The organism is Pandoraea vervacti, assembly GCF_000934605.2.
In the GTDB taxonomy this organism is placed as follows: domain Bacteria; phylum Pseudomonadota; class Gammaproteobacteria; order Burkholderiales; family Burkholderiaceae; genus Pandoraea; species Pandoraea vervacti.
Genome location: NZ_CP010897.2, coordinates 3,814,043 through 3,835,095, shown reverse-complemented (window position 1 = coordinate 3,835,095; position 21,053 = coordinate 3,814,043). Strand labels below are relative to the sequence as shown.

The window sequence follows — 21,053 nt, the reverse complement described above, 5'->3', positions numbered from 1 at the left end:
CCCTGCGCAATGCCTACCGACACCCGCCCTGCGAACGGCCAGTTCGCCACGACGTTGCAGATCGTCTCCACCGTGTTCTTCACGTTCCTCTGCTATCTGACGATCGGCCTGCCGCTTGCCGTGCTGCCGTCGTTCGTTCACGTGGATCTGGCGTATAGCTCGGTGATCGCCGGGCTGGCCATCAGCGTTCAGTATCTTGCCACGCTGCTCTCACGCCCCTATGCGGGACGCACTGCCGATGCGTGGGGCCCGAAGCGCACTGTCCTGTGCGGTCTGGTCGCATGCGGGGCGTCGGGGCTGCTCGTCGCACTGGGCGGCGTGCTCAGCGGCGTGCCGTGGCTGGCGTTGCTCGCGCTGATTGCGGGACGTCTGGTGCTCGGCTTCGGCGAGAGTTGGGTGTCGACGGGCGCAATCATGTGGGGCATCGGGCAGGTGGGGCCGTCGCACACGGCGCGTGTCATTTCCTGGAACGGCGTGGCGACTTACGGCGCGCTGGCCCTCGGCGCTCCGCTCGGCGTGGCGCTCAACAACGCGTATGGCATCGAGGCGGTGGGCGGCGCGGTGGCGGCCTCCGGCATCCTCGGTCTGCTGCTGGCGCGCATGAAGCGGGCAACGCCGGTGATTCACGGCGAACGTCTGGCGTTTCGCGCAGTGCTGGGCCGCGTGCTGCCGTTCGGCATGGGCCTTGCACTGGGCTCGATCGGCTTTGGCGCCATTTCCACGTTCATCACGCTGTACTACGCCAGCCATCACTGGGATAACGCTGCGCTGGCGTTGACGGCATTCGGATTGTGTTTCATGGGCGTGCGTCTGCTGCTGGGCAGCAGCATCGGACGCTTCGGCGGTTATCGCGTCGCCATGGCCTCGTTCGCGCTCGAAGCGTTCGGTCTGATCGTGCTCGGTATCGCGCCGACCGGCTTTACGGCGCTGCTCGGCGCGGCGCTCTCCGGTGCGGGCTTCTCGCTTGTCTTCCCGTCGCTGGGCGTAGCCGCAGTCAACCTCGTGCCCGCGCAAAACCGCGGCGCGGCCCTCGGGGCGTACTCGGTGTTTCTCGATGTCGCGCTCGGCGTGACCGGTCCCGTCGCCGGTCTGATCGTCGGCGCGTACGGTTACGCCGAGGTGTATCTGTGTGCGGCGCTGGCAGCCATTGCCGCTGTCCTGCTCACGCTCTGGATGTCGCGCAACGCGCTCGTCGGCGCGGCGCATGGCACGGAAGCCCCCGGCGAGCCGGGCGGCAAGCCGACGCGCACTGCACCGTCGGCCTGATCGAGCCGCACGTCCGTCTTAGGACGGACGTCGGGCTGATGTCGGATCGATGTCGCTCGGATGATGGCGTGATGTTGTCCCTGAGCTTGTCCCTGACGTCGTCCCCGAGGTCGTTTCGATACCCGCCCAAGGTCACCGCTGCGCGATCGTTTGCCCTGCCTGCGCCGCCACGATTGCCGCCAATCGCCTGACCAACCCGGGTATGCGGGACGCGTCCGTGTCCCCGTAACCGATCACCAGCCCGTTGTCCGCCGGTTGTGGTTCGAGCGCAAAGCTCGACAGCGCGCGAGGGCCGATGCCTTCGCGCTGCGCCGCCGCCACGATCGCCTTGTCCGGAAACGCCGGGTCGAGACGTACCGTCAGATGCAATCCGCAGCGCTCTCCGATGACCGCGTACGCGGGATCGAAGTGCGTGGCCAGTGCCTCGCGCAACGCCGTCTGACGCTCCCGGTACAACCGCCGCATCCGTCCCAGATGCCGCGCGAATTGCCCGCTGCGAATGAAATCCGCGAGCGCCAGTTGTTCGAAGCGATGGCCGCCACGCAGGAGTTCATCGAGCGCGTCGCGGGCTTGTGCGGCGAGCGTCGTCGGCAAGATCAGAAAGCCCAGGCGCAGCGCCGGGAACATCGTCTTGCTGAAGGTGCCGACATAGACCACGGGGGCATCCGGCACCATGCCCTGCATGGCGGCGATGGGTTCGCCCTGATGGCGAAACTCGCTGTCGTAATCGTCTTCGAGAATCCATGCGCCGTGGCGTCGCGCCTGCGCGATCAGATCGAGGCGGCGCGACGCCGACAACACGCTGCCGAGCGGGTATTGATGCGATGGCGTCACATACACCAGCCGGGGGGGCGATCGCTCCCAAAGTCCTTCCGGAATTACGATGCCCTCATCATCGACACGCAGCGCCTGCAAGCGCACGTCGCTCGTATGGAAGGCGGCCTTCGCGCCGCGATATCCCGGGTCTTCCATCCATACCGTATCGCCCGGGTCGATGAGCAGGCGCACGCAAAGAATCAATGCCTCGTGCGCGCCTTCGGTGATGACGACTTGCGACGCGTCGCAGCGCACGCCGCGAGAGATGCGCAGGTGGCTGGCAATGGCGTCGCGCAGCGCCGGTTCGCCGAGCGGGTCGCCGTAATGATAGTGGCGCGGCTGGGCCTCGCGCATCACGCGCTCCAACGTGCGACGCCACGTGCTCGCCGGAAAGCGGGTGAGGGCGGGCACGCCCGGTGTGAAAGGCAGCGGCGTTTCGTCGGCGCGCGCGGCGTGGCGTGTGGCGGGCAGGCGCTGGATGCGGCGCGAAGCGAGCGGCGCGTTGCCGGCTTGCGCCGCGATGGCGGGTGTGGCGTGCGTCGGGACAACCGTTCTGGCCACCTGTGCCGCCTGAGCGGCGATGTCCGGGTCCAGCGAAAGCTGCGCCACACGTGTGCCGAGCCGGTGCGGGACGATGAAGCCCTCGGCGGCGAGCTGATCGTAGACGATCGACACGGTATTGCGCGAGACGGCGAGGTCTTCCGCGAGCGTGCGCGAGGCCGGCAGCCGCGCGCCGGCAGGCAGGCGTCCTTCCAGAATGGCGTGTTTGAGACGCGAGAGCAGTTGCTTCTGAAGCGAGGTGCTGCGACCCGGGCCGGTCGCGAGCGGGCTGTCGAAAAGCGCGGCGACGTTTTCGGGCGCAGGCTCGGCGGGAGTAAGTCGCGATTTGGGCAGCGAAGTCATGGCACCAAGAGATTGACTTTGAGTGGTGCTTTTCATCGTACCACCGAAGCGATAACTTAAGTATCGCCACCATCCTGCCAGCCACTTGCCGGAGATCAGACAGATATGACCGACGCCCCGAACTTCAATGACTACGACCAGCCGATCGGCCCGCCGCTGCCGGACTGGAAGCCGCGTGCGCTCCCGCCGCGCACGCCGATCCAGGGCCGGTACTGTCGTCTGGAGGCGATCGACGTGGAGCGTCACGCGAAAGACCTCTTCGACGCTTACGCCACCGCCCCCGATGGCCGGGACTGGACTTACATGAGCGGGGGGCCGTTCCCGGATTTCGACAGCTACTACGCCTATGCGACCAAACTCGCGGCGTCCACCGATCCGCTGCATCACGCGATCGTCGACACCGTGACCGGCAAAGCGGTCGGGACGTTGGCGCTCATGCGCATCGATCCCGCGAACGGAGTGGTGGAAGTCGGCCACGTGGCCTATTCGCCGTTGCTCAAGCGCACGCGCGCGGGAACGGAAGCCCAATATCTGCTGATGCGTCGCGCGTTCGATGAACTCGGCTATCGCCGCTACGAGTGGAAGTGCGACGCGCTGAACGCGCCGTCGCGTCGCGCGGCCGCCCGCTACGGTTTTACGTTCGAGGGCATCTTCCGACAGGCCATCGTTTATCGTGGCCGAAGCCGGGACACCGCGTGGTTCTCGATCATCGACAGCGAATGGCCGGCCATCAGCCGAGGCTTCGAGCAGTGGCTTTCGCCGGAGAATTTCGACGCGCACGGCCAGCACCGTGCGGGGCTTGCCGCGTTGATTGCCGCCGCCCGGGCCTGAGCCCGTCGCAAGACACAAAGCAATCGGCCCGCCGAACGATGGTTCGGCGGGCCGATTTTTTTGCGACGTTTAGCCACGTTTAGCCACGTTCAGCCACGTTTAGCTACGTGTTGCGACGAAGCCTTGCGTCGGTATGACGTATAGCAGTGCCTCGATCAGCCCGGGAAGAAGATGTACTTCAGCACGAAGAGCGCAGCGATGACCCAGGCGGCCGGATGCACGTCCTTCGCGCGGCCCGTGAACAGCTTGAGTACGGCGTACGAGATGAAGCCGAAGGCCAGACCCGTGGCAATGGAGTACGTGAACGGCATCGCCAGCGCGGTGAGGGCTGCGGGCGTGGCTTCGGTGATGTCGTCCCACTCGACGTCGAGCAGCTCGCGCAGCATCAGGCCCGCCACATAGAGCAGCGCCGGTGCGGCGGCATAGGCCGGCACCGAGCCCGCGAGCGGCGCGATGAACAGCGCGAGGATGAACAGCACGGCAATCGTGAGCGCCGTGAGACCCGTGCGGCCACCGGCCTGCACGCCCGAAGCGCTCTCGACATACGCCGTCGTGCTGCTCGTGCCCAGCAGCGAACCGATGAAGATCGCGATGGAGTCGGCGAACAGCGCGCGTCCCAGTCCCTTGTAATGCGTGCCTTCGAGCAGCCCGGCGCGCTTGGCCACGCCCATGAGCGTGCCCGTCGCGTCGAACACTTCGACCAGCACGAACGCCAGAATCACGTGCACGAAGCCGGCATGCAATGCCCCGGGAATGTCGAGCTGGAGGAACGTCGGCGCCAGGCTCGGGGGCATGGCGAACACGCCCTGGAACTGGTTCAGGCCGAGCACCATCGAGAGCACCGTCACCACCAGAATGCCGATCAGGATGGCGCCACGCACGCGCAGGGCGTCGAGCACGGCAATCAGGAAGAAACCGAAGATCGCGAGCAGCGCCTGCGGCGAATGGAGGTCGCCCAGACCGATCTTCGTGGCCGGATTGGCGACGACCACCCCGGCGTTACCGAGGGCGATGATCGCGAGGAACAGACCGATACCCGCAGCGATGGCGCATCGCAACGATTTGGGTACCCCGGCTATGAGCCAGGATCGCACGCCCGTTACCGTCAGGATGATGAACAGACACCCCGAGATGAAAACGGCCCCCAGCGCTTGCTGCCATGTGTAGCCCATCGCGCCCACGACCGTGAAGGCGAAGAAGGCGTTGAGGCCCATGCCGGGCGCCATGCCGATCGGGTAGTTCGCCACGAAGGCCATCACGACCGAGCCGATGGCGGCGGCAAGACACGTCGCCACGAACACGGCGCTCTTGTCCATGCCGGTCGTGCCGAGAATATTCGGGTTGACGAAAATGATGTACGACATGGTCAGGAAGGTCGTGAGACCCGCCACCATTTCCGTCCGTACATTGGAGCCATGCTCCTCGAGTTTGAAGAATTTGGTCAGCAACGTGCTCTCCTTGTGACTTTGTTATGCCGTTGTCCGTGTGCAGCGGGGGCGCGCGCATTGTACTGCGCGCGCGTGCGCGCCACCGAATTTGCAGACGAGTTTGTCAGAACTTCATGCGCATGCCCACCCCGAAAGTATTCCCGGCTTCCAGACCGGAGACCTTGTCGTTGAGGTAGGCGGTGTACACGTCGGTACGTTTGGAGAGGCTGTAGTCGTAGCCGATCGCCCAGGTGTTGCGGCTGCTGTTGTTCGCGCCCGAGTTCTTCGTATAAGCATAGGACGCCATCACGTTGCCGCCACCCAAAGGCACGGTCAAGCCGAGCTGTCCGCCATTGGATGTCAGGTTGCCGCCGGTGATGGTGTTCTTGATGTACTGATATTGCCCGAAGAGCTTGACGATCTTGAAGTCGTACGTCAGGCCGGCTTGCACCGCCTGCTGATTGCGAAAGCCGGTGATGCCGGCCTGATCGTCGGGCACCGCGTCGAATTTGACCTGCTGGTAGGCGAGGGTGGCGGCGAGCGGGCCGTGGAAGTACATCGCGGCGGCGCTCCACTTGTTTTGTCCCGTCTCGCCCGCCTTGTTGCCGAACGCGTAAGAGAAGCTCGCGCCGAGCCCCTTGTAGTCGGGCGTGGCGTACATCACGGCATTGCTCCAGCCCGAGTCGCCCACAATGCCCTGACCGGCTAGGCCGAGGAACGTGTGATAGACCATCGGGCTGAAAGTATAGGAATCGACGAACGGGTTGAACAGAATCGTCGAGACGAAGTACGACGTGGTGAGCCGGCCCATCGTGACCGTGCCGAGCGTATTCGATTGCAGGCCGACGTAGGCGTTGCGCGAGAAGAAGCTGTCACCGGTGAAGCGGCCGTAACGGCCGCTCTGCGGCAGGAAGAAGTCTTCCAGCGTGAAGATCGCCTTGAGGCCGTCGCCAAGGTCCTCCGATCCTTTCATCCCCCAGTACGAGGTCGACATGCCACCGCCGCCCTGGGTCCACGCGCGTTCGCCGCCGGGGGCCTTGGCCGCGCCGACCCAGGCGTCGACCTGACCGTAAAGGGATACGTTCGATTGCGCCTGGGCGACGCCCGCCGCGCCGCAAACCGCGAGGGCGAGCGCGCCCCGCAGCCAACCTGCTGCCTTGCTCATGAATGTGTCTCCGTCTCGTTTTCGTATGTGCGTGCCTCGAATCTCTCTTTCCACCGAAGAGTGCAAGGGGGCACGCCTGAGTCATTGACACACTGACTTCGCATCGCGCGGTTATCGGTGTTGCGTTGAGGCGTGATCATTATTATCAAGTTGCCTCATACGAAATATCACGCGACGTTGATACTCGGTATTCCGTTGTTACCGTCACACTTTTCGGGTTAACACCGGCGGTTTCGCTATTGCGTAGCGCGATTTGCGGGGGATGGCAGACAAGGAAAAGCCGCTGACCGTGGGCGGTCAGCGGCAAGGGATGAGAGACAGGAGGCGGGCGATGCGCAAGTGGCCGGAAAACCGGTGGCGCCAGGGAATCAGCGAACGGCGCGCCAGTTGGCGTTGTGTGTTTCGAGCCAGTGCTGCGCGAGGGCCGGATCGCCGTGGCGATTCGGATGGAACGACGGCAACACATATTTGAGCATCGGCCCGGCCGTGCGCCAGAAGACGGCGTCGCGCCCGAAGAACATTGAGAAAAAGCCCATCCAGGTACGCGGCTTGAACAGCGTGCCGTCGTGCCAGAGATTGTTGATCGTCTGCGCGTGGCTTTCCAGCGCGAACATGAGCAGGACATAAAGGAACGACAACACGCGCTGCCGCTCGCTGCCGCCCAGCGCACGATACAGATCGAATGCGACGGCCTTGTGCTCGGTTTCCTCCGCCGCGTGCCAGCGCCACATCAGGCGCATTTTCGGCTCGGCGTTCGCGAGCCAGTTGTCGTAACGCAATGCGCCGTCGCCGAAGACCGCCGTGCAGTGTTCGTACGCGGCGGTGATCGCCAGCATGTACATCGGCGAGAAGTTGCGCCGCCGGGCGAACCGGATACGTCGTGTCGCCCAGTTTTCCCAATGGTTCACGAACCCCTGTTTGGCGAGATGCGCGTTGTACTGGCCATGCAGATGGCGATGGGTGGCTTCCTGTCCGATGAATTGGGCGATGTCGGCGCGAAGCTTGTCGTAGCGCGGATCCTGCGGCAGGCGATCCATCGTGTCGCGTACCGAATCGATGAACGATTGCTCGCCGACGGGAAAACTCATCGACAGGGCGTTGTAATACATGGTGCGATAGGCGTCGCCACTGTGCCAGTGACGATCGAAGCCGCTGGCCAGATCGACGCTCAGCTTGCGCACGGTCAGGGCGGAAATGTCGTTGCTCATGATGGCTGGACCTCTCTTCAATGTGACGCCGATGATGCCGATGACGCCGTCTCTTGAATTTCGTAGCGAATGTGAGCATTATTCATTTTCTCGGCGTCCTGCCGCAACTCGCTTCCCGCTCAGGTTTTTTGTTATGTCAGCATCCAAGCCGCCCGCCACGCCGAACGCCGCGTCCACCATGCGAAAGCGGCCCATGCAGGCGCGCGCACAACACACCGTCGAGACCATTTTCGAGGCAACCGCTCAGGTTCTCGACGAAGAAGGCGAGGCCGCGCTCACCACCAACCGCATCGCGAAAAAGGCCGGTTTCTCTATTGGCACGCTGTATCAATATTTCCCGACCAAAGAGGCCATCCTGCTGGCGATGATTGCGCGCGAACGTCGTCGCGTCATGGACGAAATGAACGAGCGTCTCGCACAAGCCGCCGCGCAGGGGGACGATCCGGAACGGGTGATCCGGGAACGGATCCGGATGCTGGTCGAAGCGTTTGGCTCGGGCGGGCGTGTGAAGCGTTCGCTCATCAAGATGGCGTGGCAGATGGATCACCACGAGAATGTCATGCAGGCGATGCGCGAAGCCGCCGAACACATTGCCATTGCCATGGCGAGGCGCGACGCTCCCGAGATGCGCAAACCCACGGCCGCCACCGTCTTCGTGCTGACGCGCGCCTTCATGGGCACACTCCGCTCGGCCGTACTGGAAGACTCGCCATTACTTGGCACTCCGGAGTTCGAGGACGAGCTTTACCGGTTATGCTGGGGATTGTTGCGCGCCGATAACTGACGCCTCAAACGGGGCGTCTCACGAGGGGACGCTTTGCATGGGTGAAATCGTGGGGGCGGTAAGCATTCTGGCAGGTGGCGTCGGTATCTTCCTCATCGGCATGTCGATGATGACCGATGGCCTCAAACTCGCAGCGGGCCCCGCGCTGGAGCGTATTCTCGCCGGTGCAACGCGAACGCGCTGGCAAGCCTTTGCCTCGGGCGTGCTTGTGACCGCCATCACGCAAAGCTCGTCGGTCGTGACGATTGCGACGATCGGCTTCGTGAACGCCGGATTGCTCAAACTGGGCGGTGCGCTCTGGCTCATGTTCGGCTCCAACCTCGGCTCCACCATGATGGGGTGGATCGTTGCGGTCATCGGCCTCAAGTTCAATATCGACGCCTTCGCATTGCCGATGATCGCCGTCGGCGTGGCGATGCGCCTGAGCGGTGCGGGCTCTCGACGTGGCGCCATCGGCAACGCCCTCGCCGGTTTCGGCCTGCTCTTCTTCGGCATTTCGTTGCTGCAATCGGCGTTCATCGATATGGCGAGCATGATCCGCATGCCCGATGGCGACGGGCCGCTCGACGTGCTGATGCAGGTCATCGTCGGTTTCGTGCTCACGTGCATCGTGCAATCGTCGGCCGCTGCGATGGCCATTACGCTGACGGCGGCGCAAAACGGCCTGCTGAGCGCGCAAGGCGCGGCCGCCGTCGTGATCGGCGCCAACATCGGCACCACGCTGACGGCAGTGATCGCGGCGATCGGGGCCACGCCGAATGCCCGCCGCGCCTCGATGGCGCACGTGGCGTTCAACGTGGTTGCCGCCGTGGTCGCGCTGCTGCTGTTGCCGTGGATGATCCGCGCCATCTCGGCGGGTATGGCGTGGATGGGATACGAAACCGATCCTGCCATCAAGCTCGCGATCTTCCATACGACATTCAATGTGCTGGGCGTACTGCTGATGATTCCGCTCGCCACGCCGTTGCTTCACTGGTTGCAGCGGCGCTTTCGGACCCGTGAGGAGGACGAAGGTGCGCCGCAGTTTCTCGACGACAACGTGTTGCAGGTGCCGCAACTGGCGGTGGACGCGCTCAAGCGCGAAGTCGAGCGCCTGGGCGCCATGAGTCGGCATATGGTGCGCGGCGCGCTCACGGGCATGAGTCCCGGCGTGCTGGCGCAGGAGCATGCGTCGGTGACACGACTGGGCAGCGTATGCCAGTCGTTCGCAGAGCGCATGAGTCGCGTAGCGATGGAGGCCGCCGCCGCCGAACGACTCGCCGATACTCTGCGCACACTGCGGTATTACGAGAGTGCCGCGGAGCAGGCGATCGCCGCCGCGGCGTTGCAGGATCAGACGACGACGGCCACGGGACTCTCCGATGTGTACACGTCGTTCCTGCGTGAGTCGACCGCGTTGCTCGATCACATCGAAAGCGATGCGTTGCCCTCGGACGGCGGCGACTCCCTCGGCACGCATGCGGCGGCGATGGAAGCCGCCTACGGCGGCCTCAAGGCCAAGTTGCTCGCCGACGGCGCTGCGGGCAATGCGCGCATCTCCGTGATGGAAGAGGCGTTGCGTCGCTACAGCGCGCTGCGACGCGCGCTGCAACAGACGATCAAGGCCAGCACCCGCAGGGCGAAGGGCACGGATCCGATCGACTGATCGTGATGTCTTGCCAACGGTGGGTGGTATGTCGGGCGGCGCTCGACGGCGACATCAGACGTGTCCAATGCATCGGCGTGTCCGCGGTGTCCGCGATGTCCGCGATGTCCGTTTCGTGCGGCCTGCACGACGCTTGCGCAACGCAACATGCGTGGCTAGAATAACGACAGATTTTTGGCATTGGCAGTGCATCGCCCATGTCACGTAAGCGTTCACGTCATCCAACGCATTCCCCGCGACGGCGGCCGGTGATCCGGCGACTCGGTCGAGGGGCGTGCGTTCGCTGGTGAACGGCCGGTCAGCCCATTCAGCGCTGTTCCGGGTTCTCTGAGCGCCACAAGCGCCGTCTCTTCCCGATTTGCCTGTTTCGATCCGATCCCCCGTTGCGGTTGTTCGTCTGCCGGCTGGCGTCTGTCGTTTCTCGTTGGGCGTATGCGTTACTTTTCGACTTTCCGCCCTTCGTTCAGCGCCGCGCGGCAACCCTTGGAGTCTTTTCGTATGTCGTCCACCGCTGCATCGGCCCATCCGACGGCCGCCGCGCCCGCCAACGCCACGGCGTTGCTCCTGCGCTTTTCGTTAAACGTTTTTCTCGCGTGCCTGACGATCGGCATGTCGCTATCCGTCGTGCCGCTCTTCGTGCATAACACGCTGGGTTATCACAACGTCATCGTCGGTTTTGCCGTGGGCGTGCAGTCGCTCGCCACGGTGCTCACCCGCAAGTTCGCGGGCCGCACGGCCGACCAGCGTGGCGCACGCATTGCGCTGATGCGCGGTCTGTCATTCGTCGCGCTGTCCGGCCTTGCGCTGCTCGCTACGAGTCTGTTGTCGATTGCGCCGGCGCCGCGCCTGGCCACGTTGACAGCGGCGCGTTTGCTGCTGGGCGTGGGCGAGAGTCTGGTCATCACGGGCACGCTCACGTGGGCCATCGGCAGTCTCGGCGCACCGCAATCGGGGCGAGTGATGTCATGGACCGGTGCCGCCGTCTTTGGCGGGTTTGCGGTCGGTGCGCCGCTCGGACTGGCGTTATATGGATCGACGACACTCGTGGGCGTCGCCATCGCCATCTGCTTGCTGCCGCTGGCCGGCTGGGCTGTCATCGCGCGTATTCCCGGTGTCGCGCCCGCGCATCATGCGGGCGGCGCGTTGCCGTATTCGCAAGTGCTGCGCATCGTGTTCCTGCCCGGCCTGGCGCTCGCGTTGCAGGGCGTTGGCTTTGCGGTGGTCGGTGCGTTCGTCGTGTTGTACTTCGAAGCGTCGCGCTGGACCGGGGCAGCGATCGCGTTGTCTGCCTTCGGCGCGGCATTCGTGCTGATGCGGCTCATCGGCGGACGCTGGCCCGAGCGCCTCGGTAATCTGCGTGTGGCGCAGGCGTCGCTCGCCGTCGAGGCGATCGGTTTGCTCATCGTCTGGCAAGCGCCCGTGGCGTGGCTGGCGCTGCTCGGCACGGCGTTGGCGGGTGCGGGCGCGTCGCTGATCTTCCCGTCGCTGGGCATCGAAGTGGTCAAGCGCGCCCCGGCGGCGAGCCGTGGCACGAGTCTGGGGACATACGCCGCGTTTCAGGACGTCGCCATTCTCGCCACCGGGCCGCTCGCGGGCGCCGTCGCCAACCCGTTCGGTTACCGCGCCGTGTTCCTGTGCGGCGCCATCGCAGCGGTCATCGGGGTCATGGTGGTGGTCTCGTTGCGCGCGCGGCAGCGCTGATTGTTGGCGCGCAGCAACGGTGTCGCTGCGTGCCAATTTGCCCACGGCATTACCACGGCATCACGTCCTTACGACATTCCCGACGATCTAGATTTAAGAAAACGCTGAAAGATTGAGGAAGCGTTCCATATCGGGAGGTGTCCTATGGTTTACAATCCGGCTCGGCCTCCCAATCACAGAAGGGGATGGCAGGGTGAGAAACGTCGCAAACGGCTGATGGGCCGGTCGCGACGTCCGGAGACAATGCCCCCGGGCCCCGCGAAATCGATTCTCGTACGACGGGAATCGTGAGGTCTTCAGAGCGGTCGAGTAGGTAAGGCAGCGTGATCGGTGCGAGTGGTCCGGGTGCAGCGTTGCAGTCAATTCAGGCTGCTGGGCAGCCGAGGTTCGAAGTGGAGACCATGAGTACTATCGCTAGCGGTGTCAAAGCCAACGCGCAAACGCGCGAGATCGAGGCGAAAGCCTACGCAAAAGCGACCTGGCGTTTGTTGCCGTTCCTTTTCCTGTGTTATGTCGCGGCCTACCTGGACCGCGTGAATGTCGGCTTCGCCAAGCTGCAAATGCTGAACGACCTCCAGTTCAGCGAGACCGTCTACGGTCTGGGCGCCGGCATTTTCTTCATCGGCTACTTCTTCTTCGAAGTGCCGAGCAACATCATCATGCACAAGGTCGGTGCGCGCCGCTGGATCGCGCGCATCATGATCTCGTGGGCCGTCCTTTCGGCAGCGACGCTGTTCGTGACGACGCCCACGCAGTTCTACGTCGTGCGCTTCTTCCTCGGTGTGGCCGAAGCGGGCTTCTTCCCCGGCATCGTGCTGTATCTCACCTACTGGTTCCCGGCGCAGCGCCGTGGCCGCATGAACGCGCTGTTCATGATCGGCATTCCGGTCGCTGGCGTGTTCGGCGGTCCGCTCTCGGGCTGGATTTTGCAAGCGTTCAATGGTGTGGGCGGCTGGAAGGCATGGCAATGGCTGTTCTTCATCGAAGCCATTCCGTCGGTCATCCTCGGTGTGATCACGCTGATGTACCTGCCCAACGGCATTCGTGCGGCGAAGTGGCTCACGGAAGACGAAAAAGCCGTGCTTGAGCACAACATTGCGCAGGACAGCGCGGGCAAGGCCCCGCAATCGGTCGCGTCGGTGTTCGCGAACGGGCGCGTGTGGCTCATGGCCGTGATCTACTTCTGCTGCATGATGGGTCTCTACGGCATCGGCTTCTACCTGCCGACGCTCATCAAGGCCAGCGGCGTGAAGAGCGCGCTCGACGTCGGTCTGCTGACCGCCATTCCTTACGCGTGCGCCGTCGTCAGCATGATCGGTGTGGCGCGCAGCTCGGACCGCACGCGTGAGCGTCGCTGGCACTTTGCCGTGGTGTCGTTCGCCGGCGCTGTCGGTCTCTACCTGAGCACGGTGTGGGGCAACAATGTGCCGCTCGCCATGGTGGCCCTGTCGGTCGGCACGGCCGGCATGCTCGCGACGATGCCGGTGTTCTGGACGTACCCGAGCGCGCTGCTCGTCGGCGGTTCCGCTGCAGCGGCCATCGGCATGATCAACTCGATCGGTAACCTGGCGGGCTTCGTCAGCCCGTTCGTGATCGGCTGGCTCAAGGACGTGACGCAAAGCACGAACGCAGGCATGTACTGCGTGTCGGCCGCGCTGGCACTGGGCGCCGTGCTGGCGCTGACGCAGTCGAAGGAACAGGTCAATCGCTGATCGTTGCGTAGGGGCGGTGAAGGGCGGCGTCGCCTGCACTTCCCCCGGCGGCTTTCGCCGCACGCGGTACTTCGGTAAAGCGAAGTCAAAAAAAGCGGGTCCACGCAAATGGACCCGCTTTTTTATTGGCAACCGTCGGCGCAGTCCTTGCGGACTTGCGCCGACAGCGCCGTCTTACCCGTCGTGCTGCAGCGACTGTCGGCTGGCGACTTACGCCTTGGCGACGCTTGCCAGCGCAGCGTTGAACGTCTTGCTCGGGCGCATGACTTGTTCGAGCTTCGCGAAGTCCGGCTTGTAGTAGCCACCGATGTCGGTCGGCTTGCCCTGCACGTCGGCGAGTTCGCCCACGATGGTCTTCTCGTTCTCGGTCAGTTGCTTGGCGAGCGGGGCGAAGACCTTGGCCAGTTCGGCGTCGTCCTTCTGCTCGGCAAGTTCCTGCGCCCAGTACATCGCCAGGTAGAACTGGCTGCCACGGTTGTCCAGCTCGCCGGTCTTCGGCGACGGACCCTTGTTGTTGTCGAGCAGCTTGCCCGTGGCAGCGTCGAGCGTCTTGGCGAGGATCTTGGCGCGTTCGTTGCCCGTCTTGATGCCGAGGTCTTCCAGCGACACGGCCAGCGCCAGGAATTCACCCAGCGAGTCCCAGCGCAGGTGGTTCTCTTCCACCAGTTGCTTGACATGCTTCGGTGCCGAACCGCCGGCGCCCGTTTCGTACATGCCGCCACCGGCCATGAGCGGCACGATCGAGAGCATCTTGGCGCTGGTGCCCAGTTCCATGATCGGGAACAGGTCGGTCAGGTAGTCGCGCAGAATGTTGCCGGTCACCGAGATGGTGTCCAGGCCGCGGATCACGCGCTCGAGCGTGTAACGCATGGCGCGCACTTGCGACATGATCTGGATATCGAGACCGGTGGTGTCGTAATCCTTCAGGTACTTTTCGACCTTCTTGATCAGTTCGGCTTCGTGCGGACGGTACGGGTCGAGCCAGAACACGGCCGGCATGCCCGAGTTGCGCACGCGGTTCACGGCGAGCTTCACCCAGTCACGGATCGGGGCGTCCTTGACCTGACACATACGCCAGATGTCGCCGGCTTCCACGTTCTGCGAGAGCAGCACTTCACCCGTGGCGATGTCGACGATGTTCGCCACGCCGTCTTCGGCAATCTCGAACGTCTTGTCGTGCGAGCCGTACTCTTCCGCCTTCTGCGCCATCAGGCCGACGTTCGGCACCGTACCCATGGTGGTCGGGTCGAATGCGCCGTTCGTCTTGCAGAAGTTGATGATTTCCTGATAGATGCGAGCGAACGTGCTTTCCGGGATCACGGCCTTCGTGTCCTTCGGACGGCCGTCGGCGCCCCACATCTTGCCGCCGATACGGATCATGGCCGGCATCGAGGCGTCGACGATCACGTCGTTCGGCGCGTGCAGGTTCGAGATGCCCTTGGCCGAGTCGACCATCGCGAGTTCCGGACGGTGCTCGTGGCAGGCGTGCAGATCGCGGATGATCTCTTCGCGCTGCGTGCTCGGCAGCGCTTCGATCTTCTCGTACAGGTTCACGAGACCGTTATTGACGTTCACACCGAGTTCGTCGAACAGCTTGCCGTGCTTTTCGAAGGCTTCCTTGTAGAAGATCTTCACAGCGTGGCCGAACACGATCGGGTGCGAGACCTTCATCATGGTGGCCTTCACGTGCAGCGAGAACATGACGCCGGTCTTGCGTGCGTCTTCCATCTGTTCTTCGTAGAACTCGCACAGCGCCTTCTTGCTCATGAACATGCTGTCGATGATTTCGCCGTCGAGCAGCGAGACCTTCGGCTTGAGCACGATCGTCTTGCCGCTGTTGGTGACGAGTTCCATGCGGACGTCGCGGGCCTTGTCGATCGTCATCGACTTTTCACCGTGGTAGAAGTCGCCATGCTTCATGTGCGCGACGTGCGTGCGCGAAGCCATGCTCCACTCGCCCATGCTGTGCGGGTGCTTCTTGGCGTAGTTCTTGACGGCGAGCGGTGCGCGGCGGTCCGAGTTGCCTTCGCGCAGGACCGGGTTGACGGCCGAGCCGAGGCACTTCGAATAGCGCTTCTGAATGGCTTTCTCTTCGTCGGTCTTCGGATCTTCCGGATAGTCCGGGACCTTGTAGCCCTTCGACTGAAGTTCCTTGATGGCGCTCTGGAGCTGGAACACCGATGCGCTGATGTTCGGCAGCTTGATGATGTTCGTGTTGGGGTCCTGCGTGAGGCGGCCCAGTTCGGCGAGGTTATCCGGCACGCGCTGCTCTTCGGTCAGGAATTCGGGGAATTCGCCGAGGATACGGCCCGAGACCGAAATGTCGCTCGTCTCGATCGCCACGCCCGCTGGAGCGGTGAAGGTGCGGATGATCGGAAGGAAAGAGCCGGTGGCCAGAAGCGGGGCTTCGTCGGTCAGGGTGTAGATGATGCTGGGTTGCTGCGTACTCATCGCTGGTCTCGGATTCAAGAATCAGGAAAAGGTGGGGGAACGCCGCCGACTGGGGTGACAGTCCGCTAGCCATGACGAATTTCTCCGATTGTGACACGGGTCGGGGGCAAAACTGAAATGCCTTTTCGTAATGTGAATGCTTGGGTCTTATATAAGACTGCCACGGAAGTCCCCATAACGCCGTCGAAAACCCCGCAGGCCGGGGCGGGCGTGGGTGGCAGGCAGCGGCCCGGAAGGCCTTTGCCGTCGGTTTTTGTGATGGCTTGTTTTTATTGATAGCAAAAATCTATGAAAAACCGGCGATGAATTCCGCAGCGCGTCCCTGACGCTGGTCGGAAGCCGCTCGCCTGTATCCGCGACCCAACAGGCTGATTTCCCGCTTGTCAGCGATTGTGCCTTGCGCTCTAATGGCGCCCAACGCACCGGCCCCGGCCGATCTCATGCCCAGGTGCAGTCATCCCCCCCCGACTGCCGCCGGACGTTCGCCATTGCGTCGCAAGCACAAGAGATAGACGCGCGACGGCGGTTCGGCCATGCGGTTGCAATAAGGTTGCAATAAGCAAAACAAATAACAAGCCAGCAAGAAGCTACCGGCAATGCCGGAGGCTTCGTCGTACCGGGGATTCACTGAATGTCTGTGCTATCGAGTGGCCGACGCGCAATCGTCGCGGCGGCGGTTTCCGTTGTCATGATGTCGGTCGCGCATGCTGCCGACACGCCGGCGTCGTCTGGCGCGAATACCCGCGATCCTGCCATCACGCAGGCCCGCGCCTTCATGCAGGCCAAATCGCCGGACGAAGCGTACGCGGTGCTGGCGCCGCTGGAAGGGCGCCTGGCCGGGGATGCGGAGTACGACTACCTGCTCGGCATTGCGGCGGCCGACACGCGTCACCTCGACGTTGCCGAGCGTGCGTTGAAGCGAACTGTGGCGCAGCGCCCCGGGGACGGGCCTGCGCGACTCGAACTCGCTCGCGTCTATTTCGTGCTGGGCCAGCGGGAGGACGCGCGACGAGAATTCGAGAGCGTGGCGTCCGGCGATGTACCGGAGGGTGTCAGGCCGGTGATTCAGGCCTATCTGAATGCCATCGACGTGCCGGTCGGGGAACGCACGGCGGTGACGGGTTATGTCCAGGGCAATTTCGGACGCGATACGAACGCCAACAATGCCACGACCAATTCGTCCATCGCCATTCCGTCGCTGGGCGGTCTCGTCTTCGTGCTCGACGGCACGGCGCGCGGCACGCCGGCGAACTTTGGGGACGTGAGCGGTGGCGTGCTCGTGCGTCACGCGGTGACGGACCATCTCGTCGTCTCGGGCGGCGCGGATGTCGACATTCGTCGGTATGGCGGCAACGCTCGCGCTTTCGATCAGGGCAGCTATACGTTGCAGCTCGGCGCGAACTGGTTGTCCGGCGCGAACAACTTCGGCGTGCAGTACGTCAATCAGCACATGTGGCTCGACGCCGAGAGCTATCGCAATCTGAACGGTTTTTCGGCGCAATGGACGAGGGATCTTGGCAATGGGCTTCAGGCAGCGGCGTTCGGGCAATACACGCCGCTGCGCTACATGGGCACGAATGTGCGCGACGTCAACCGGGCGATCGGCGGGGCTTCGGTGGTCAAGGGTTTCTCGACGGTTTATGGCGCACCCGTGGTCTTTGCGTCGATGTACGCCGGACGTGAAAGTCCCAAGGACGGCAATGCGGCGGCGTTCGGCAACGATCTCTGGGGCGGACGCACCGGTGGCGAGTGGCGCGTCATGCCCAATCAGGTGCTGTTCGCGAGCGTGAGTTTCGAGCGGCGCGATTACGACACGCTCGACAGCATGTTCCTGGTGGAGCGGCGTGACCGCCAGCTCGATGTGCGGGCGGGCTACTCCTACTTCGTCACGAAAGCTCTCTCGATCACGCCGCAATACAGCTTCACGCGAAATCGTTCCAGTCTGACGTTGTACGACTATCACCGGAGTGTTTATGAAATCGTCGCTCGCTATGACTTCCGCTAAAACACGTCGTGCGCCGCGTGGACATCGGGCTGCGATGTCGGTCGATGGCTGTCTGTCGAACATCGGGTTCACGCGACCGATGACAAGGTTCGCGCCGCGTACGGCATGCACGCAATGCGATGTCCGCTCGGCTGCCGTTGCCAATCGGGATTGGACGCGACTCGCGAATTCGCTTCGCGTCATCGCGGCGACGGCGATGATTGCATGTGTGTCGCATGTGAACGCGCAAACCACCGTGTTCGATCCCAGCCGCTATGCTGGGCCGACATCGCCGATCGTCGGCGCGGGGGGCGGTGACGGTGCGCGGCCCGTAACGCCGGGGGTTCAGCCCGGGCTCTATGTCTCTGTGCTGGAGGGTGCGATCGCCGTGACTTCCTCCGGCTCGCGCGGCTTTACGGCCGGACAGTTCGGCTTCGTTCCGCCAACGACGACGCCGCCGATTATCTTGCCTCAGAATCCGGGGCTGGCGTTCGCGCCGCCGCCGTCGCCGTTTTCGCCGCCGACGGCGCACAACGACACCATCCCGCCGCCCCCGGTCCTGGTGGCGCCACCGATAACACAATTGCCGGGCGGCTCGGGCGGCTCGGGCGGCGCGCGGGACCCGGGGCCTATCGTTCCGTCACTTCCCTCGGGGCCGACGCTGCCGCCCCCCATCGTGCTGCAAAGCGGACCGGGTTACACATTCATGAATTGGGGCTCGGACGGACTTGCGAGCCTTGGCGCGGGCACGGCGACGTTCGATTCGCAGAGCGCGCTGACGAAGTTTGCGAACGGGGCGATGCCATTCGTGGTGAACTCCGCGGTGACGGTTACCGACGCTGGCAAGCTGGACGATCTCGGCTGGGGCCGCTGGACGGCGGGCACGGTGACAGATCACGGCGTGCCGATGGACTTGTCGACGCGATTGGCGGGCATGCCATTCGTCGTGGGCAAACCCACATTGGATGCGAACTTGCCGGTGTTAGGCACGATGACTTACGCACTCGTTGGCGCGACAAGTGCCATCGATATGGTCGCGGGCGCGACGGGCACGGTGTCGGGTTCCCTGAGTATCGCTTATCAGAATGCGCAGTACAACGTGACGCCTAATCTGACGATCGCGATGCCGGGACGAACGTATGTGACCGGCGCCGGGTCGACGACGGTGGGGCCGGATGGCGCACGTGCGACGTTCAGCACCATGACGCAGAACGTCACGGGCGGCACATGTTCGGGCGGTGCGTGCACGTTCTCGACGCAGGGCGTGCTGACCGGCGCGGCGGCGAACAATGCAGGGATCGTCTATTCGCTGAGCGGTTCGGACGTGAGGGTGATCGGCGCGGCAGGATTCAAGCGCTGAGGAATGGGAGAGGATGGGGCGCGTCGGATGTGCCCCATCGCCAATTCGGACGCCAAATGCAAAAAGGGCCGACGCATCGTCGGCCCTTCGAATCTGGTGGGTGGTACAGGGATTGAACCTGTGACCCCTGCCGTGTGAAGGCAGTGCTCTACCGCTGAGCTAACCACCCAAATCATTAACTAAATCAATGATTTAGTGTCGATTGCTGAAGTTCTTCTTTCGCAATCAGGAGCAGAACTTTAACTGTTTTCGCAGAAGTCTGCAACTTTCTTTTTGATCTATTTTGCTGCCGTCGTGACGATATCTCTCGATCACTTCACGCCGTTTCTTGCGATGACTCGCAAGCAGCAAAGACAGCGATTATAGGGACGTTTTCTTCATTTGGGAAGGGCCTCGCGCGAAAATTTCGCAAGCCGTTCCCCTTCGTCCCAAGATTCACGCAGCGGCGACTTCACCTTCGGACGGTTCCGGTTCCTTGCGCCACACGCAGGTGCCCTTGATGCCTTTGTCGATACCGTTGAGTACGCCGTCATGCAGCTCGATTTCTTCCGCGGCGGCAAGGATTACCGGCAACTCGAACTGGCGCAGCGAAATCTTCTCGCGCGTCACGCCGTCGTTCCCCTGATCGCTTTCACCTTCATCGATGACGAGGCTTTCCTGACCGCGCGTCATCGCGAGATAGACATCCGCGAGCAGTTCCGCGTCAAGCAGGGCGCCGTGCAACGTACGGTGCGCATTGTTCACGCCGAGTCGTTCGCACAGCGCATCGAGCGAATTGCGTCGGCCGGGGAACATCTCACGCGCGCGCAACAGGGTATCGATCAGTCCGGCGCAATGCTCCATGAAAGGGGGCCACCCCAGGCGGCTGTACTCCATGTCAAGGAAGCCAAGGTCGAACGCCGCGTTGTGAATGATGATTTCGGCGCCGCGACAGTACTCGCGCAACTGCTCGGCAATCTCGGCGAACTTGGGCTTGTCGGAAAGGAATTCGGTCGTCAGCCCGTGCACCGCCAATGCGCCCGGATCGCTGTCGCGCTCGGGGTTGATATAGAAGTGCAGGTTGTTGCCGGTCAGGCGGCGATTGACCAGTTCGACACAGCCGATTTCCAGCAGACGGTCGCCCGTCCTGGCATTCAGGCCTGTAGTTTCGGTATCGAGGATCAGTTGTCGCATGAGGTTCGATCAGGTTGATGGACTTTCGAAATTGGCACGCTGTCGGCCGAATGGCCTGGCGCAGCGCGCAGGTAGTGCTGGAGACGGGGAGGGCGCGTCGTCATCTTGCCGTAACCGCGTCGTTATCGCGTCGTTGTCGCGTCGTCGTTCGTCGCATCCCCGTCGCTTTGCATTAGCCGCGGCGCAGACTCTCCACGCCGCGATTGGCCAACTGGTCGGCCGCTTCATTGCCGTCGTGGCCCGCGTGGCCCTTCACCCAACGCCAGTCGATGTCATGCTTTTGCGAGACGGCGTCAAGCGTCTGCCAGAGGTCGGCGTTCTTTACCGGCTCTTTGGCCGCGGTCTTCCAGCCCCGCGCTTTCCATCCGTGTATCCACTCGCTGATGCCCTTCTGGACATATTGCGAATCGGTATGCAGCACGACATGGCACGGCTTGTTCAGCGCTTCGAGCGCGCGAATGACAGCCAGCAACTCCATGCGGTTATTCGTGGTATTCGCTTCGCCGCCAAACATTTCCTTGCGGTGTTTGCCCGCGACGAGCAGGGCGCCCCAGCCGCCGGGGCCAGGATTGCCTTTGCAGGCACCGTCGGTATAAATCTCAACTTGCGGCAAGGTCATCTCTCAAA

At 63.4% G+C, this 21,053-nt stretch carries 15 protein-coding genes and 1 tRNA gene; 8 read left to right on the top strand and 8 right to left on the bottom strand.

Going from position 1 to position 21,053, the window contains the following annotated elements; genetic code table 11:
- Positions 1-9 precede the first annotated feature (9 nt).
- The gene (locus UC34_RS16695; protein WP_237165131.1) at positions 10-1,266 is read left to right on the top strand and encodes an MFS transporter; all 1,257 of its coding nucleotides are present in this window, start codon (positions 10-12) and stop codon (positions 1,264-1,266) included.
- 132 nt (positions 1,267-1,398) lie between these two features.
- Here the strand turns inward: UC34_RS16695 and pdxR are convergent, their stop codons facing one another.
- The gene (gene pdxR, locus UC34_RS16690; protein WP_044456435.1) at positions 1,399-2,985 is read right to left on the bottom strand and encodes a MocR-like pyridoxine biosynthesis transcription factor PdxR; all 1,587 of its coding nucleotides are present in this window, start codon (positions 2,983-2,985) and stop codon (positions 1,399-1,401) included.
- A 105-nt stretch (positions 2,986-3,090) separates the two neighbouring features.
- Here pdxR and UC34_RS16685 point away from each other — a divergent pair, with 105 nt between their 5' ends.
- Entirely contained in the window at positions 3,091-3,816 is a 726-nt protein-coding gene (locus UC34_RS16685; protein ID WP_044456434.1) for a GNAT family N-acetyltransferase, read from the top strand.
- Between the two features lie 155 nt (positions 3,817-3,971).
- Here UC34_RS16685 and UC34_RS16680 read toward each other — a convergent pair whose 3' ends face one another.
- From UC34_RS16680 to UC34_RS16670, 3 genes are all read right to left on the bottom strand, one after another.
- Complete coding sequence (locus tag UC34_RS16680; RefSeq protein ID WP_044456433.1) at positions 3,972-5,264, bottom strand: NCS2 family permease; 1,293 nt, start codon at positions 5,262-5,264, stop codon at positions 3,972-3,974.
- 103 nt (positions 5,265-5,367) lie between these two features.
- Positions 5,368-6,408: a porin gene (locus UC34_RS16675; RefSeq protein WP_044456432.1), complete on the bottom strand. Its 1,041-nt coding sequence runs from the start codon at positions 6,406-6,408 to the stop codon at positions 5,368-5,370.
- Between the two features lie 368 nt (positions 6,409-6,776).
- Positions 6,777-7,616, bottom strand: coding sequence for a metal-dependent hydrolase (locus tag UC34_RS16670; protein WP_044456431.1), 840 nt, complete (start codon positions 7,614-7,616; stop codon positions 6,777-6,779).
- Between UC34_RS16670 and UC34_RS16665 the strand changes: the two genes are divergently transcribed.
- The 4 genes from UC34_RS16665 (at position 7,615) to UC34_RS16650 (ending at position 13,458) form a co-directional block, all read left to right on the top strand.
- Complete coding sequence (locus UC34_RS16665) at positions 7,615-8,400, top strand: TetR/AcrR family transcriptional regulator (protein WP_237165130.1); 786 nt, start codon at positions 7,615-7,617, stop codon at positions 8,398-8,400. The two genes, UC34_RS16670 and UC34_RS16665, sit on opposite strands and share 2 nt — an antisense overlap.
- A gap of 37 nt (positions 8,401-8,437) precedes the next feature.
- Positions 8,438-10,045, top strand: a complete 1,608-nt coding sequence (locus UC34_RS16660; protein WP_044456428.1) for a Na/Pi cotransporter family protein — start codon at positions 8,438-8,440, stop codon at positions 10,043-10,045.
- Positions 10,046-10,543: 498 nt separating this feature from the next.
- A complete protein-coding gene (locus tag UC34_RS16655) occupies positions 10,544-11,746 on the top strand; it encodes an arabinose transporter (protein ID WP_044456427.1) in 1,203 nt (400 codons plus the stop codon).
- A gap of 401 nt (positions 11,747-12,147) precedes the next feature.
- A complete protein-coding gene (locus UC34_RS16650; protein WP_052811100.1) occupies positions 12,148-13,458 on the top strand; it encodes an MFS transporter in 1,311 nt (436 codons plus the stop codon).
- Positions 13,459-13,668: 210 nt separating this feature from the next.
- Here the strand turns inward: UC34_RS16650 and UC34_RS16645 are convergent, their stop codons facing one another.
- Positions 13,669-15,909, bottom strand: a complete 2,241-nt coding sequence (locus UC34_RS16645) for an NADP-dependent isocitrate dehydrogenase (RefSeq protein WP_044456426.1) — start codon at positions 15,907-15,909, stop codon at positions 13,669-13,671.
- Between the two features lie 631 nt (positions 15,910-16,540).
- On the opposite strand from UC34_RS16645, the gene UC34_RS16640 reads away from it, so the two are divergent.
- Together UC34_RS16640 and UC34_RS16635 are read left to right on the top strand one after the other, a co-directional pair.
- A complete protein-coding gene (locus UC34_RS16640; RefSeq protein WP_044456425.1) occupies positions 16,541-17,914 on the top strand; it encodes a surface lipoprotein assembly modifier in 1,374 nt (457 codons plus the stop codon).
- 196 nt (positions 17,915-18,110) lie between these two features.
- On the top strand, positions 18,111-19,253 hold the full coding sequence (locus tag UC34_RS16635; RefSeq protein WP_157123218.1) for a hypothetical protein: 1,143 nt from the start codon (positions 18,111-18,113) through the stop codon (positions 19,251-19,253).
- Positions 19,254-19,347: 94 nt separating this feature from the next.
- On the opposite strand, the gene UC34_RS16630 is transcribed toward UC34_RS16635, so the two are convergent.
- The 3 genes from UC34_RS16630 to rnhA all read right to left on the bottom strand — a co-directional run bounded on the left by UC34_RS16630 (position 19,348) and on the right by rnhA (position 21,045).
- Positions 19,348-19,422, bottom strand: a tRNA-Val gene (locus UC34_RS16630).
- A gap of 266 nt (positions 19,423-19,688) precedes the next feature.
- On the bottom strand, positions 19,689-20,426 hold the full coding sequence (gene dnaQ, locus UC34_RS16625; protein ID WP_044456423.1) for a DNA polymerase III subunit epsilon: 738 nt from the start codon (positions 20,424-20,426) through the stop codon (positions 19,689-19,691).
- A 172-nt stretch (positions 20,427-20,598) separates the two neighbouring features.
- Positions 20,599-21,045, bottom strand: a complete 447-nt coding sequence (rnhA, locus tag UC34_RS16620) for a ribonuclease HI (protein ID WP_044456421.1) — start codon at positions 21,043-21,045, stop codon at positions 20,599-20,601.
- Positions 21,046-21,053: the final 8 nt, after the last annotated feature.

Excerpts from the sequence above, each read along its gene's own strand:
- UC34_RS16675 (WP_044456432.1), bottom strand. The coding sequence starts at position 6,408 with ATGAGCAAGGCAGCAGGTTGGCTGCGGGGCGCGCTCGCCCTCGCGGTT.
- dnaQ (WP_044456423.1), bottom strand. The coding sequence starts at position 20,426 with ATGCGACAACTGATCCTCGATACCGAAACTACAGGCCTGAATGCCAGG.
- UC34_RS16645 (WP_044456426.1), bottom strand. The coding sequence starts at position 15,909 with ATGAGTACGCAGCAACCCAGCATCATCTACACCCTGACCGACGAAGCC.
- pdxR (WP_044456435.1), bottom strand. The coding sequence starts at position 2,985 with ATGACTTCGCTGCCCAAATCGCGACTTACTCCCGCCGAGCCTGCGCCC.
- UC34_RS16655 (WP_044456427.1), top strand. The coding sequence starts at position 10,544 with ATGTCGTCCACCGCTGCATCGGCCCATCCGACGGCCGCCGCGCCCGCC.
- UC34_RS16660 (WP_044456428.1), top strand. The coding sequence starts at position 8,438 with ATGGGTGAAATCGTGGGGGCGGTAAGCATTCTGGCAGGTGGCGTCGGT.
- UC34_RS16635 (WP_157123218.1), top strand. The coding sequence starts at position 18,111 with ATGATTGCATGTGTGTCGCATGTGAACGCGCAAACCACCGTGTTCGAT.
- rnhA (WP_044456421.1), bottom strand. The coding sequence starts at position 21,045 with ATGACCTTGCCGCAAGTTGAGATTTATACCGACGGTGCCTGCAAAGGC.
- UC34_RS16670 (WP_044456431.1), bottom strand. The coding sequence starts at position 7,616 with ATGAGCAACGACATTTCCGCCCTGACCGTGCGCAAGCTGAGCGTCGAT.
- UC34_RS16695 (WP_237165131.1), top strand. The coding sequence starts at position 10 with ATGCCTACCGACACCCGCCCTGCGAACGGCCAGTTCGCCACGACGTTG.
- UC34_RS16650 (WP_052811100.1), top strand. The coding sequence starts at position 12,148 with ATGAGTACTATCGCTAGCGGTGTCAAAGCCAACGCGCAAACGCGCGAG.
- UC34_RS16640 (WP_044456425.1), top strand. The coding sequence starts at position 16,541 with ATGTCTGTGCTATCGAGTGGCCGACGCGCAATCGTCGCGGCGGCGGTT.
- UC34_RS16685 (WP_044456434.1), top strand. The coding sequence starts at position 3,091 with ATGACCGACGCCCCGAACTTCAATGACTACGACCAGCCGATCGGCCCG.
- UC34_RS16665 (WP_237165130.1), top strand. The coding sequence starts at position 7,615 with ATGATGGCTGGACCTCTCTTCAATGTGACGCCGATGATGCCGATGACG.